Here is a 13,780-nt window from a genome sequence, read left to right as displayed (position 1 = left end):
GGAGGAACGCGATGGCGAATCAGCACGAGCACCTGGAGGACTGGCTGCGCGATGCGTACGCGATGGAGCGTCAGGCCGAGACGATGATCGACGCGCAGATGAAGCGGGTCGGCCACTATCCGCAATTGCAGGACCGGCTTCGGCTGCATCTCGATGCGACGCTCGGCCAGCAGGCGCTCGTCGAAGCGTGCCTGATGCGGCTCGGCACGTCGCCGTCGGCGACCCGCGATCTCGCCGCGCGCATCGCCGCGTACGGCGAGGTCGCGAGCGGCATGCTCGCGGATGACGAAGTCGTGAAGACGGCGCTGGCCGCTTATGCGTTCACGCAATTGGAGATCGCCGCGTACACCGTGCTCGTCGCGGCGGCGCACGCGGCGGGCGAAGCGGAAATTCGCGCGTGCTGCGAGGGGATTCTGCAACAGGAGCGCGACATGGCCGCGTGGCTGCTGCGCCATCTGCCCGAACTGACGACGGCGTTTCTCGATCGTTCGGCGGTCGATCGCATCGACGCGAAGCGCTGACGGCGGGTGATGGCGGCGAATGGCGGCTGACGGCGCGGCCATCGGGCCGCTTCCGGCGCGGGCCGTTTCCGTGAGCGAAATATGTGCCCCCTAACTTGCCCCCGGCTTGTAAAAAAGCGGCCCCCGCGCGCGGCGAGAGGGGGTACGAACCCGCGAGAACCGCGCCGCAGCGCGCTTCGCGAGACTGGCATGGAAGCTGCATGACGTCCGGTAGAACACATACCGCGAACCCGCGAATCAAACGTCAGGAGGCTTTCGATGCCCGTCTCGCTTGCGCTGCAGATGCGACAGCATCTTGCACTTACGCCGAGGCTTCAACAGTCGCTGCGGCTGCTGCAGTTGTCCTCGCTCGAGTTTCAACAGGAATTGCGCCAGGCGCTCGACATGAACCCGTTTCTGGAAGACGGCCAGGGCGACGACGAAACCGCTGCCGGGACCCCCGAGCAGCCGACCGAAGCGGCCGCGCCCGACGCGACGCCCGAGCGCGACGAAATCCGCCCGCCGGACGGCGAGGTGCCGTTTACCGCCGCGCCCGCGCCGCGCGGCACGAGCCGCCAGGGCGACGATGCCGACGGCTTGTCGCCGGGCGAATGGATGGCCGCCGAGCCGTCGCTGCATCAGCAACTGCACGATGCGCTGCGGCTCTATCCGCTCAACAAGCGCGACCGCGAGGCCGCGCGCCTCGTGATCGATGCGCTGGACGACGACGGCTATCTGCGTCAAGAGCTGGCTGAACTCCTGGTCGCCGCCGATCCGGCCTTGCTGCTGTCGGAGCAGGATCTGTCGGTCGCGCTGCGGCTCGTGCAGATGCTCGACCGGCCGGGCATCGCGGCCCGCTCGTTGTCCGAATGCCTGGTGCTGCAACTCGACGCGATTCCGGCCGGCACGCCGGCGCTCGCGGAAGCAAAGGCGATCGCGCGCGAGCATCTGGAGCGCCTTGCGCGCCGCGAGACGGCCGAGATCCAGCGGCGCGTCGGCTGCAACCAGCAGACCTTGCAAGCGGCCTGCGCGCTGGTGCGCGGGCTCGATCCGCGCCCCGGCAATCACTACGGCAGCACGCGCGGCGACTACGTGGTGCCCGACGTGATCGTGCGCCAGGTGCGCGACGAATGGATCGTCACGATCAATCCGGCCGTGCTGCCGCGCGCCCGCCTGCACGAGCGCTACGCGACGCTGTTCGCGCAGTCGAGCGGCGAGCGCGATTCGCCGCTCGGCCAGCAACTGCAGGAAGCGCGCTGGCTGATCCGCAACGTGCAGAAGCGCTTCGACACGATTCAGCGCGTGGGCGAATGCATCGTCGCGCGGCAGCGCGATTTCTTCCGCTACGGCGAGATCGCGATGAAGCCGCTGGTGCTGCGCGACATCGCGGAAGAGCTCGACCTGCACGAATCGACCGTGTCGCGCGCGACCGGCAACAAGTACATGGCCACGCCGCACGGTACGTTCGAGTTCAAGCACTTCTTCCCGCGCAAGCTCGAGGCCGCCGGCAAGGGCGTGTGCTCGGCGTCGGCCGCGAAGGTGCTGATCCGCGACATGATCGCGGCCGAGCGGCATACCGATCCGCTGTCCGACGTCGCGCTCGCGGAGAACCTCGCGGGCCGCGGCATCCTTCTTGCGCGTCGCACGGTGACGAAGTATCGCCAGGCGATGAAGATTCCGCCGGCCGACCTGCGGCGCCGCGACGCCGCGTGATGGCCCCATTGTTCCAACCCCGCGCGTGCCGCGCGTTCGCGTCGGCTCGCGCGCCAACGAGAGGAGCGCAACCATGCCAGCCAAATCCCAGGCCCAGCAGCGTGCCGCAGGGGCCGCGCTGTCGGCCAAGCGCGGCGACACGAAAATGAAGGATCTCAAACCGCCGTCGAAATCGATGGCCAAATCGATGAGCGAGAAAGAGCTCGAGAAAATGGCTTCCACGCCGACGCACGGCAAACCGAAACACAAGCACGATGCGTGACCGGCGCCGACGTTTAGTGACGACTGCTGTCATCCAGGAGGGTTCCATGCTTCGATACGCCATCATCTTCTTCGTCATCGCGATCATCGCGGCCGTGTTCGGCTTCGGCGGCATCGCGGCCGGTGCGGCCGAGATCGCGAAGATCCTGTTCTACATCTTCGTCGTGATCTTCCTGGTCACGTTGCTGCTGGGCGTCGTGCGCCGATGACGGTGACGCCCGACCGGTCGCAGCGCGTCGCCGAACTCGAGCACGCGCTCGCGATCAGCTTTCCGTCGCAGTCGGCCGTCGTCGTGCATGCGGACGACGCGTCCGGGCGGCTGACGATCCACGTGTCGTGGGTGCGCGTGCCGTCCGACGAGGACGCGCGCGAATGGCGCTGCACGGTCGACATGCGCTTCGACGCGGACGTGGTCGAACGCTACGCGATGCTCGACACGGCCGACCGGCTGCGCGTACGCACGCAGCTGTGCGACCGCGCGCGACGTGCGGTGGACGAGCACAAGCCGCGCGTCGAGGATGCCGCGATCGAGTGCAACGTGACGGTCGACGTGACGCCCGTCGTCTTCGACGCGGCGCTGCGCGCGCCCTGACGTCACAGCCGGCCCGGCAGCCGCGCGCGGCGCGCCGGGCCGGCTCTTCCCGCCATCCGCACGCGCGCGCCGCAGCATGCCGGCGCGTGCGGCGGCGGCTTCCTACCGAATGCCACGAGGACACCTGACGATGACGACTCCCCCATCCGCCGGCAAGACGCCGCCGACGCAACCACCCGACAGCGAGAAATCGCGCCAGCTCGAGGCGAACCGTGCGCGGCCCGACGGCGAGGCGCTGCGCACCAACCAGGGCGTGCGGATCGCCGACAACCAGAACACGCTGCGCGGCGGCGCGCGCGGCCCATCGCTGCTCGAAGATTTCATCATGCGCGAGAAGATCACGCATTTCGATCACGAGCGCATTCCGGAGCGGGTGGTGCATGCGCGCGGTTCGGGCGCGCACGGCGTGTTCCGCGTGTACGAGCCGATGGCCGACTACACGAAGGCCGCGTTCCTGCAGGACCCGGCCGCCGAAACGCCGGTGTACGTGCGTTTCTCGACGGTGCAGGGGCCGCGCGGCTCGTCCGACACCGTGCGCGACGTGCGCGGCTTCGCGGTGAAGTTCTATACCGAGGAAGGCAACTACGACCTCGTCGGCAACAACATGCCGGTGTTCTTCATCCAGGACGCGATCAAGTTTCCCGACTTCGTGCATGCGGTGAAGCCCGAGGCGCCGAACGAGATGCCGACCGGCGCATCCGCGCACGACACCTTTTGGGATTTCGTGTCGCTGGTGCCGGAAACCACGCACATGGTGCTGTGGCTGATGTCGGACCGCGCGCTGCCGGCCAGCTATCGCGCGATGGACGGCTTCGGCGTGCACACGTTCCGCTTCGTGAACGCGGCCGGCGTCGAGCGTTTCGTGAAGTTCCACTGGCGGCCCGTGAGCGGCGCGTATTCGCTGCTGTGGGACGAGGCGCAGCGGATCGGCGGCCACGATCCGGATTTCAACCGGCGCGACCTGTGGACGGCGATCGAGCGCGGCGACTATCCGGAGTTCGAACTCGGCGTGCAGATGATCGATCCGGCCGACGCGGATCAATTCGACTTCGACCTGCTGGACCCGACCAAGCTCGTGCCGGAAGAATTGGTGCCGGTGCGGCCGATCGGCCGGATGACGCTGAACCGCAACCCCGACAACTTCTTCGCGGAAACCGAGCAGGTCGCGTTTCACCCGGGCCACGTGGTGCCGGGCATCGATTTCACGAACGACCCGCTGCTGCAGGGGCGGTTGTTCTCGTACACCGACACGCAGCTGAGCCGGCTCGGCGGCCCGAATTTCCACGAGCTTCCGATCAACCGGCCGGTGTGCCCGTTCGCGAACAACCAGCGCGACGCGATGCATCGGCAGACGATCAACGTCGGGCAGGCGTCGTACGAGCCGAATTCGACGAGCGGCGGCTGGCCGCGCGAGACGCCGCCCGCGCCCGCCGGCGGCGGGTTCGAGACCGTGCCCGAGCCGCTCGAAGGCCACAAGGTGCGCGTACGCAGCGAATCGTTCGCCGACCATTTCTCGCAGGCCGCGCTGTTCTACCAGAGCATGACGGACATCGAACAGCGGCATATTCGCGACGCGTACTGCTTCGAGCTCGGCAAGGTGACGCAGCCGCACATTCGCGAGCGGGTGGTCAACGAGATCATCGCGCGCTTCGACGCGGGGCTGGCCGCGCAGGTCGCCGAACGGCTCGGGTTGCCCGCGCCGCAGGCGGCCGCGACGCCGGCCGTCGCGCAACCCTCGCCCGCGCTGAGCCTGATCGGCCGCTCGAAGCCCGGCATCCGCTCGCGCAAGATCGCGCTGATCGCGACGCCCGGCGTGAATCAGGTGCTGGTCGAGCAGGTGCGCGACGCGCTGCAGGCCGCGCACGCGGTGCCGACGATCGTCGCGCCGACGCTCGCGCCGATCGGCGGCATCGTGCCGGAGGCGACGCTCATCGGCATGCCGTCGGTGATGTTCGACGCGGTGTTCGTGTGCGGTGGCGACGGCGATGGCCGCGATCTCGCGCACAGCGCCGATGCGCGCCATTTCGTGCGCGAGGCGTTCAAGCATTTGAAACCGATCGCGGCGGTCGGATCGGGGCGGCAACTGCTCAGCGCCGCGCATCTGCCCGATCCGGCCGAAGGCGTGTGCGTCGGGCAGGCCGTCGATCTCGACCAGGTACTGAACACGTTGTCGGATCACCTCGGCCAGCATCGCGTGTGGGCGCGCGAACAGCAGGCGGCGGAGTTGCCGGCATAGGGCCTGCAACGGCTCGCGCCGAACGGCGCGCCTGCCCGCGGGCGGGCGCGCATCCGGCAAGGAGGAACACGCATGGCACCGCGGATGATATGGAAAGGCGCGATCAGCTTCGGGCTCGTGCACGTGCCCGTGCAGCTGTTCCCGGCGACGCGCACCGTGAAGCCGTCGTTCCGGATGCTCGACAAGCGCTCGATGGACCCGATCGGCTATCGGCAGATCAACAAGCGCACCGGCAAGGAGGTCACGCGCGAGGACATCGTGCGCGGCTACGAGTACGAGAAGGAGCGCTACGTCGTGCTCACCGACGACGAAATCCGCGCGGCGAATCCGGAGTCGACGCAGACCGTCGACATCCTGACCTTCGTCGACGCGGACGCCGTGTCGTTTCTCTATCTCGACACGCCGTACTACCTGGTGCCGGACCGCAAGGGCGAGAAGGTCTATGCGCTCCTGCGCGACGCGCTGAAGGACAGCGGCAAGATCGGCATCGCGCTGGTGGTGATGCGCGACCGCCAGCACCTGGGCGCGCTGATCCCGGTCGGGCCGATCCTCGCGCTCGATACGCTGCGCTGGCAGGAGGAGCTGCGGCCGCTCGACGAACTGTCGGTGCCGGCCGACGACGCGAAGGGCGCGGGCGTCAGCGCGCGCGAACTCGGGATGGCGAAGAAGCTGATCGACGACATGTCCGGCACGTGGACGCCCGACGAATATCACGACACGTTTCGCGACGACATCCTCGAACTGGTCGAGCGCAAGGTGCGCGCGGGCAAGGTCGAGGAGATCGAGGATCGGCCCGCGCAGACGGGGCGCGCGGCGAGCAACGTGGTCGATCTCACCGAGCTGCTGAAGCGCAGCCTGAAGGGCGGCGCTGGTGCGCGCGCGGCGGATCTGCGTGAAGAGCGTGACGGAGGAGAGGACGAGGCGTCGTCCTCGTCATCGTCGTCGCGTGGCGGCGCGCGCCGCAAGCCGGCCGCGAAATCCGCATCGAAAGGCGCGGCGACGAAAACCGCGGCGAAGCGGACTACCGCGAAACGCAGTGCGGCGAGCGGCGCGGCGGCGAAGAAGACCGCCGCACGCCGCAAGCACGCGGCGTGATGCCGATCACGCCGACTCCGATTTCGATTCCGGTTCCGACGAGGTGACGCGATGGCCGGCAAGCTCGATCCGTATCGCCGCAAGCGCCATTTCGGCGCGACGCCCGAGCCCGAAGGCGCGCACGGGAAGCGTCGCGCGAAGGCGGATACGAAAACGGACACGAAACCGAACGCGAAGCCCGCCGCGCGCGAGCGCCATCCGCTGCGCTTCGTGATCCAGGAGCACCACGCGCGCCGGCTGCACTACGACTTCCGGCTCGAACTCGACGGCACGCTGAAGTCGTGGGCCGTGCCGAAGGGGCCGAGCTTCGATCCGCAGGTGAAGCGGCTCGCGGTGCACGTCGAGGACCATCCGCTCGAATACGCGGCGTTCGAAGGCGAGATTCCGGCCGGGCATTACGGTGCGGGGTCGGTCGTCGTGTGGGACGAAGGCACGTGGACGCCCGACGGCGGCGTGGCGCAGGCACGCGAAGGCTATCGGGCGGGCAAGCTGACGTTCCGGCTCGACGGCGAGAAACTGCACGGCGGCTGGGCGCTCGTGCGCAGCGGGCGGCAGGAAGGGCGTCAGGAGCAGTGGCTGCTGATCAAGGAGCGCGACGACGATGCGCGCAGCGCCGATGAATTCGACGTCGTCGGCGAACGGCCGGGAAGCGTGCACGACGGTGCGTCCAATGGCGCGGCGCGCCAGCGCAAGCGCGCGACGCGACGCGGCCCGTCCACCGACGCGGATGACGATGTACGTGACGCACGACACGAAAGCCACAAAAACCGCGCAAGCCACGCAACCCAGCGCCCCACCGACCCGTCGCAAGTCGAAGGCGCGGTGCGCGCGCCGCTGCCCGAGCGCGTCGCGCCGCAACTCGCGACGCTGGTCGACGCACCGCCGACCCAGGGCGGCTGGTGCTACGAACTGAAGTTCGACGGGTACCGGATCCTGGCGCGTATTTCCGGCAAGGGCGCACGCCGGCGCGTCACGCTGATGACGCGCGAAGGCCGCGACTGGACCGCGAAGCTGCGCGCGCAGCGCGACGCGCTTGCTACGCTCGACGTCGACGACGACGCATGGCTCGACGGCGAGGCCGTCGTGCTCGGCGAAAACGGCCTGCCCGATTTCCAGGCATTGCAGAACGCGTTCGGCACGGACCGCTCGGACACGGTCACTTTCTTCGTGTTCGATCTGCCTTATCTGGACGGATACGACTTGCGCGACGCGCCGCTCACCGCGCGTCGCGCGCTGCTCGAACCGCTGCTCGCGGACAGCGACCCGGCGCGCGTGCGCTTTTCGCCCGATCTCGGCGAGGACGTCGCGTCGCTGATCGCGAGCGCGTGCGACACCGGCCTCGAAGGGCTGATCGGCAAGCGTGCGGACTCGCGCTATCGCGCCGGCCGTTCGCCCGCGTGGATCAAGCTCAAATGCCGGCGTCGGCAGGAGTTCGTGATCGGCGGATTTACGGAGCCGTCGGGCAGCCGGCACGGCTTCGGCGCGCTGCTGCTCGGCGTGCACGAACCGGCGCCGGCCGGCAAGCGGCGGCGCGGGCCCGGCCCGCTGCGCTACGTCGGCCGCGTCGGCACCGGCTTCGACGCGCGGATGCTCGACCGTCTCGCCGCGATCCTGCATAAGCACGAGCGCGACACGATGCCGTTCGACGCGCCGCCGCGCGAACGCACGCGCACGCGCGTGCACTGGGTCGAGCCGACGCTCGTCGCCGAATGCGAATTCGCGGAGTGGACCGGCGACGGGATCGTGCGGCAGGCCGCGTTCATCGCGCTGCGCGAGGACAAGCCGGCCGAGCAGATCGTCCGCGAGATGCCCAAACACACGGAAACGGAGGTGACGATGGATCAACGCCAGACCTCGCACGACGACAAACGCAAGCGCGCATCGCATGCCGCCCACGAAACCGCCGATCGCAAGCGCCCGTCACGTTCTCGTGCGGCCGCCCGCGCCGAAGGCGACGCGTCCGGCCCCGACACGCCGGGCCGCGTGCGCATCACGCATCCCGAGCGCGTGCTCGACCCGCAAAGCGGCACGCGCAAGCTCGACCTCGCGCGGTACTGGCAATGGGTCGCGCCGTGGCTGCTGCCCGACCTGAAAGGCCGGCCCGTGTCGCTCGTGCGCGCCCCCGGCGACATCGCCGGCGAGCTGTTCTTCCAGAAGCACGCGGAGCGCCGCGAGATTCCGTTCGTCACGCAGCACGAAGGGCTCGACCCGGGCCACGGGCCGCTGCTGTCGATCGACAGCGTCGACGCGCTGCTCGGCGCCGCGCAGATGGGCACGGTCGAACTGCACACGTGGAATGCGCATGCGTCGAACATCGAGCGGCCCGACCGCATCGTGTTCGACCTCGATCCCGATCCGGCGCTGCCGTGGCGCACGATGATCGATGCCGCGCAACTCGTGCGCGGGCTGCTCGACGAACTCGGGCTCGTGTCGTTCTGCAAGACGAGCGGCGGCAAAGGGCTGCACGTCGTCGTGCCGCTCACGCGGCATGCGGGCTGGGACGACGTGAAGGACTTCTCGCGCGCGGTCGCGCAGCACGTCGCCGGCACGCTGCCCGACCGTTTCACCGCGACGATGGGGCCGCGCCACCGGCGCGGCAAGATCTTCGTCGACTACCTGCGCAACGGGCGCGGCGCGAGCACAATCGCCGCGTATTCGGTGCGCGCGCGGCCCGGCATGGGCGTGTCGGTGCCGCTCGACTGGGACGAGGTGCCCGACACGACGGGCGGCGCGCAATGGACGATCGACACGCTGCACGAACGGCTGGACACGCTGAAGCGCGACCCGTGGGAAGGCTATGCGAACGCGCGCCAGCGCATCACCGCGGCGATGCGGGCGCGGCTCGGCGCCGACGCGTGAACCGTCAGCGCCGATGCTGCTGCAGCCGGTAATACCAGTTCATCAGCGGCGTCGCGGAGATCCCGTGTGCGACCACCGACGCGGACACGACGGCCAGCACCGGCGCCGCGAGCGGGCGCACGACGTCGGACGGCCCATGCTCGAGCGCGAACAGCAGGTAGTAGAACGAGCCGATCCCGCGGATGCCGAACCACGCCATCAGCCGCCGCTGCGCATGCGTCGCGCGCGAGCCGGCGAGCGTGACCAGCACCGCGAGCGGACGCACGGCGACGAACAGTACGGCGGCGAGCCCGACGGCGCCCCACGTGATCAGCGGGCCGGGCAGCGTCGACAGCACGCTGCCGATCATCGTCATCACGATCGCTTCGGCGATCCGTTCGAGCTCGATCGTGAAGCCGAGCACCGATTCGGCCATGAATGCATGCGCTTTGTCCGGATGCTTCTCGGTGGCGACCACGTCTTCCGAATCGATCTGGCCGATCACTTCGCGCGGCGGACGGTCGCCGCTCGCGCGATGCTCGACGCGGCGCATCGCGACGCCGGCCGCGAACGTCGCGATGAAGCCGAACGTGTGCGCGAGCTGCGCGGCGCCGAACGACAGCACGATCAGCGCGAGCGCGAAGAAGCCTTCGAGGCCGAGCGCCTGTGCATGGCGCGTGCGCAGCCAGCCGATCGTCTTCGTCGTGACCCAGCCGAGCCCGCCGCCGATTGCGGCCGCGCCCAGGATGCCCCACAGCGCGACGAGCGCGAAGGTGCCGGACAGCGGCGGGATGCCGTGCGTCGCGCCCGGTGCGCCGCACAGCGCGAGCCCCGCGAGCGCGAACGGCAGCGCGATGCCGTCGTTCATCCCGCCTTCGCCGGACAACGCGAAGCGCACCAGGTCGCGATCGCCCGGGTCGTGCACCTGCACGTCGTGCGCGAGCACCGGGTCGGTCGGCGCGAGGATCGCCGCGAGCAGCAGCGCGGGGCCCCAGCCGAGACCCAGCGCGAGCACCGCGCACGCCGCGAGCAGCGGCACGGTGACGATCATCGCGAGCAGCCCGAGCCGGCACGGCACGAGCCACAGCTTGTCGGACAGCGGCACGCGCAGCCGCAGCCCGATCGCGAACAGCGACACCAGCAGCGCGACTTCGACGATCTCGCGCAGCAGTTGCCCGTCGCGTTCGAGGTCGAGATGCAGCAGGCCGGCGCCGCTCGGGCCGAGCGCGACGCCGAGCACCAGATAAATCATCGCGGAGCTGCAGGGCAGGTGACGCAGCGCGGACGTCACGACGCCCATGCCCAGCAGCACCGCGCCGATGATCAGATACCAGAGGGTTTCATGCATGCGTGGGAATCGCAGCGGAGGGAGAGGGCGGCGCGCCGGCCGTCAGGGCTTGCGGCCGAAGGCTTCGCGCAGTTTCCGCTTCGCGCGTTCGAGCGTCGCGCGGCGCGTTTTCGGCAGATGGCGGCCCGCGCGGTTCACGTAGAAGTTCAGCATCGACATCGCCGACTGGAACGGCGACGCCTTGCGGCGGCGGCTGTGTTCGGCCGAGCGCTTCAGCGACGCGGCGATCGCGGCCGGATCGTCGGATTTGAAGATGTCGGGCTCGATGTCGAGCGCATCGCTCTTTTGCGTGACTTCGCCGGACCAGCGCTTGCGGTGGGCCGGGTCGGCGCTGCGCGCGCGGCCCGGGCGGCGCGTGTGGCGCTTGCCGTGCGAGTGGGAAGCGGAAGCGGAAGCAGAAGGCATGAGGCAGGGGCTCCGTATGGGGTCACAGGACAGTCGTGCGAAGACCACGGACGCAAACCGCGTGCCGCGTCGCGACCGTGGCCGACGGCGGCATGGGCCTTGCTGAAGGAGCGGAGCAGGAATTTCCATCACGCCATCCTCCACAGGGAGAAAACGCCATGAAGTCAGCATTCGAATCGAAGTTTGTCGCGCGGCGCGTGCTGGCCTGCGCGGCTGTCGCGATCGTCGCGGCCGCGCCGGCCGCGTGGGCGCAGAACTCGCAGCGCTCGGACGAAGGCACCGGCGCGCCGAATCCGTCGATGGACATGTCGACGCAGGGCACCAACGGCAATACGGCCGCGCCGCCTCCGCCGGCGCGCACGCAGCGTAACGGCACGAAGCACGGGATGCGTTCGCACAGCGGGGCGGCCGGCCACGTGAAGCCGGGCGGCGGCCCGAACGGCGCGGGCGAGGGCGGCAGCGGCGCCACGGGCGGCGGGGTCGGCGGCGGTTCGGGCGGGGCCGGCGGCTCGGGCGGTACGGGCGCCGGCAATGGCGGTTCGGCCGGCTCGACCGGCACGGGCGGCGGCGGCGCCGGCGGCACGGGCGGCGGTTCCAGCGGTTATTGACGGTGTCGTGCCGGCGGGGCCGGCACGGCGCGATGGCGGCGCGGTTTCCCGGGACGGGCGCGCCGCCGCCACGCAGGAGGACATCATGCAATCGAATTCCCGGATTTTTGTGGAGAACGACGAGCTCGACGGCGACGCAAGCGACGTGGACGGCCTCGACACGACGGTCCACGTCGACGTCGAAACGGGCAGGGTCATGTTCCATGCGGCGTGGGCGAACCCCGTCGAGGCGCCGCCCGAGGCGGCCCGGCATTCGGTCGTGCTCGCGCTCGAATGCTCGACGATGGAACGCTATGCGGATCTCGACGAAGGCGCGCGGATGCGCGTGCACGCGATGCTGCACGACGCCGTGCAGCAGACGCTCGATCAATTGCCCGATACCGACGAGAACCTGACGCTGACGGTCGAGCTGACCGACGCGATGCTCGACGCTGCGCGTCATCTGCAGTAATCGCGCCGGATCGACGCACGGCGTTGCCACGGCGTCGCGTTACATCCCGTTGAAATCTTTGCAGCCGGGCACGGCGACGTGCAGCGGCCGATCCCGCCCGTTCGCGAGCGGGCCGGCGGCGATCGCGGGTCGTTCCCCGTTGTCCCGACATCCGCGCGGAACGACGAGGCCGGCGGGCAACGGCCCGCGCGCCCGGAACGGAGATTGCTGCGGGACCGGCACGGCACGACGTGTGCCGCCTTATTCCCAACCCCTATCCCATCCACGGAGGCATTCATGAGCGGCAGGCTGAAGCATTGCAAGATAGCCATTCTCGCGGTCGACGGCTTCGAGGAAGCCGAGCTCGTCGAACCGCAGCGCGCGCTCGCGGCCGAAGGCGCGCAGGTGGACGTGATCTCGCAGAAACCCGGCGAGATCCAGGGTTTCCGGCACGTCGACAAGGGCGAGCGCGTGAAGGTCGACCGCACGTTCGACGATGCGCGCGAAGGCGACTACGACGCGGTCGTGCTGCCGGGCGGCGTCGTGAACGGCGACGCGATCCGGATGGTGCCGGCCGCGCGCGAATTCGTGACGGCGGCCGTCGGCGCCGGCAAGCCGATCGCGGCGATCTGCCACGGCGGCTGGCTGCTCGTGTCGGCCGGGCTCGTCGAGGGCAAGACGATGACGAGCTGGCCGAGCTTGCAGGACGATATCCGTCACGCGGGCGGCAAGTGGGTCGACGAGGAAGTCGTGCGCGACGGCAACCTGATCACGAGCCGCAAGCCGGCCGACCTGCCCGCGTTCAACGGCGCGCTGGTCGAGCGTCTCGTGGCGCGGAGGGCATGACACGATGCCGGCCGATTCCCCACGCCGCGTGACGCTGACCGACGAACCGCCGACGTTCGACGGCGCGGCGCTGCAGTTGCGCTTCGTCGTCGACGTCGACGGTGCGCCGCAGGCCTGCGCGATCACCGTCGAGGCGCTGGAAGATCATTTCGGCGCGCGCTCCGCGCTGGAGGCCGACTTGCGCGACGCGTTCGAGCGCGGCCGAGCGCGGATCGAAGCCGCGTGCGCGGACGTGCTGGCGAGCGGCAACCACGACGTGGTGCTGCATAGCGGGTATTTCCGCGCGCCGGCCGGGGCGGCGCGGGCCGGGCTGTTTCGCTCGCGGGAGCCCTGAGCGGGCCGCCGTTTCGCCATGCGTCTCCGGCCTGCTCCTGGCCCGTTTCATCGGACGTATCTGGGGCCCGACGTTGCCTCGTCGTGACCCCGTCGTTGCTCCGCCGTTGCCCCGTCGTTGCCCATTACATGCCGTTGAAAACTTTGCAGCGGTTCGCGCACCCCGTTCGGTGCCACATCGCGCGGCGCGCGCGCCGCACGGTCACCGGCCGCGGACGAGCGCCTAGCATGGTCCCTGCATGTCCGTACGGTTGCGGCGCACGATTCGCGCCGCACGCCGATGCGACGCCGGTGTCGCATCGTGCGCAGCCGCCACGGGGAAACGAGCATGCTGACCGCCCACGAATTTGCCGCACTGTTCCTGGTGCACCGCGCACCGGAACAGATTCAACTCGACCGCGACGACATCGTCGCGCTCGTCGAACGACACCTGATCGTGATGGAGCGCGACGACGCGTCCGGCCAGCACCGACCCGCGCTGACCGCCGACGGCCTGTCGGTCCTGCGCTGCGTGCAGCGGCACGACGGGGCCCGGTTCGACGCGACGGAAGCGTGAGGCGCCGCGCGGCGCGCGG

The 13,780-nt window shown here is 69.8% G+C and carries 15 protein-coding genes; 13 read left to right on the top strand and 2 right to left on the bottom strand.

Annotated features, from left to right (window positions below; all coding sequences use genetic code 11):
- Window positions 1–11 precede the first annotated feature (11 nt).
- From HWX14_RS26305 to ligD, 8 genes are all read left to right on the top strand, one after another.
- Window positions 12–521, top strand: a complete 510-nt coding sequence (locus HWX14_RS26305; RefSeq protein ID WP_175885259.1) for a ferritin-like domain-containing protein — start codon at window positions 12–14, stop codon at window positions 519–521.
- Window positions 522–779: 258 nt separating this feature from the next.
- Window positions 780–2,213, top strand: a complete 1,434-nt coding sequence (locus HWX14_RS26300) for an RNA polymerase factor sigma-54 (protein WP_175885258.1) — start codon at window positions 780–782, stop codon at window positions 2,211–2,213.
- Window positions 2,214–2,286: 73 nt separating this feature from the next.
- A complete protein-coding gene (locus HWX14_RS26295; protein WP_006498333.1) occupies window positions 2,287–2,475 on the top strand; it encodes a DUF3008 family protein in 189 nt (62 codons plus the stop codon).
- Window positions 2,476–2,521: 46 nt separating this feature from the next.
- A complete protein-coding gene (locus HWX14_RS26290; protein ID WP_006498332.1) occupies window positions 2,522–2,683 on the top strand; it encodes a DUF1328 family protein in 162 nt (53 codons plus the stop codon).
- Entirely contained in the window at window positions 2,680–3,066 is a 387-nt protein-coding gene (locus tag HWX14_RS26285) for a DUF3022 domain-containing protein (RefSeq protein ID WP_175885257.1), read from the top strand. Before HWX14_RS26290 ends, HWX14_RS26285 begins: the two co-directional genes overlap by 4 nt.
- Window positions 3,067–3,196: 130 nt before the next feature.
- On the top strand, window positions 3,197–5,302 hold the full coding sequence (katE, locus tag HWX14_RS26280) for a catalase HPII (protein WP_175885256.1): 2,106 nt from the start codon (window positions 3,197–3,199) through the stop codon (window positions 5,300–5,302).
- A 72-nt stretch (window positions 5,303–5,374) separates the two neighbouring features.
- Window positions 5,375–6,397: a Ku protein gene (locus HWX14_RS26275; protein WP_175885255.1), complete on the top strand. Its 1,023-nt coding sequence runs from the start codon at window positions 5,375–5,377 to the stop codon at window positions 6,395–6,397.
- A 51-nt stretch (window positions 6,398–6,448) separates the two neighbouring features.
- The gene (gene ligD / locus HWX14_RS26270) at window positions 6,449–9,256 is read left to right on the top strand and encodes a DNA ligase D (protein WP_175885254.1); all 2,808 of its coding nucleotides are present in this window, start codon (window positions 6,449–6,451) and stop codon (window positions 9,254–9,256) included.
- 4 nt (window positions 9,257–9,260) lie between these two features.
- Here ligD and HWX14_RS26265 read toward each other — a convergent pair whose 3' ends face one another.
- The gene (locus HWX14_RS26265) at window positions 9,261–10,583 is read right to left on the bottom strand and encodes a cation:proton antiporter (protein ID WP_175885253.1); all 1,323 of its coding nucleotides are present in this window, start codon (window positions 10,581–10,583) and stop codon (window positions 9,261–9,263) included.
- A 42-nt stretch (window positions 10,584–10,625) separates the two neighbouring features.
- The gene (locus HWX14_RS26260; protein WP_175885252.1) at window positions 10,626–10,988 is read right to left on the bottom strand and encodes a DUF3175 domain-containing protein; all 363 of its coding nucleotides are present in this window, start codon (window positions 10,986–10,988) and stop codon (window positions 10,626–10,628) included.
- 158 nt (window positions 10,989–11,146) lie between these two features.
- On the opposite strand from HWX14_RS26260, the gene HWX14_RS26255 reads away from it, so the two are divergent.
- From HWX14_RS26255 to HWX14_RS26235, 5 genes are all read left to right on the top strand, one after another.
- Window positions 11,147–11,596 carry a hypothetical protein gene (locus tag HWX14_RS26255; protein WP_175885251.1) on the top strand — a complete coding sequence of 150 codons (450 nt, stop codon included), beginning with the start codon at window positions 11,147–11,149 and terminating at the stop codon, window positions 11,594–11,596.
- 85 nt (window positions 11,597–11,681) lie between these two features.
- On the top strand, window positions 11,682–12,047 hold the full coding sequence (locus HWX14_RS26250) for a DUF3022 domain-containing protein (RefSeq protein ID WP_175885250.1): 366 nt from the start codon (window positions 11,682–11,684) through the stop codon (window positions 12,045–12,047).
- Window positions 12,048–12,323: 276 nt separating this feature from the next.
- Window positions 12,324–12,872 (top strand): type 1 glutamine amidotransferase domain-containing protein, encoded by a 549-nt coding sequence (locus HWX14_RS26245; RefSeq protein ID WP_175885249.1) that lies wholly within the window; start codon window positions 12,324–12,326, stop codon window positions 12,870–12,872.
- Window positions 12,873–12,876: 4 nt separating this feature from the next.
- A complete protein-coding gene (locus HWX14_RS26240; protein ID WP_175885248.1) occupies window positions 12,877–13,206 on the top strand; it encodes a DUF1488 domain-containing protein in 330 nt (109 codons plus the stop codon).
- 327 nt (window positions 13,207–13,533) lie between these two features.
- Window positions 13,534–13,761 (top strand): hypothetical protein, encoded by a 228-nt coding sequence (locus tag HWX14_RS26235; RefSeq protein ID WP_175885247.1) that lies wholly within the window; start codon window positions 13,534–13,536, stop codon window positions 13,759–13,761.
- Window positions 13,762–13,780: the final 19 nt, after the last annotated feature.

The organism is Burkholderia sp. BCC0044 (genome assembly GCF_902832955.1).
In the GTDB taxonomy this organism is placed as follows: domain Bacteria; phylum Pseudomonadota; class Gammaproteobacteria; order Burkholderiales; family Burkholderiaceae; genus Burkholderia.
This window is presented reverse-complemented; position numbering and strand designations above follow the sequence as displayed.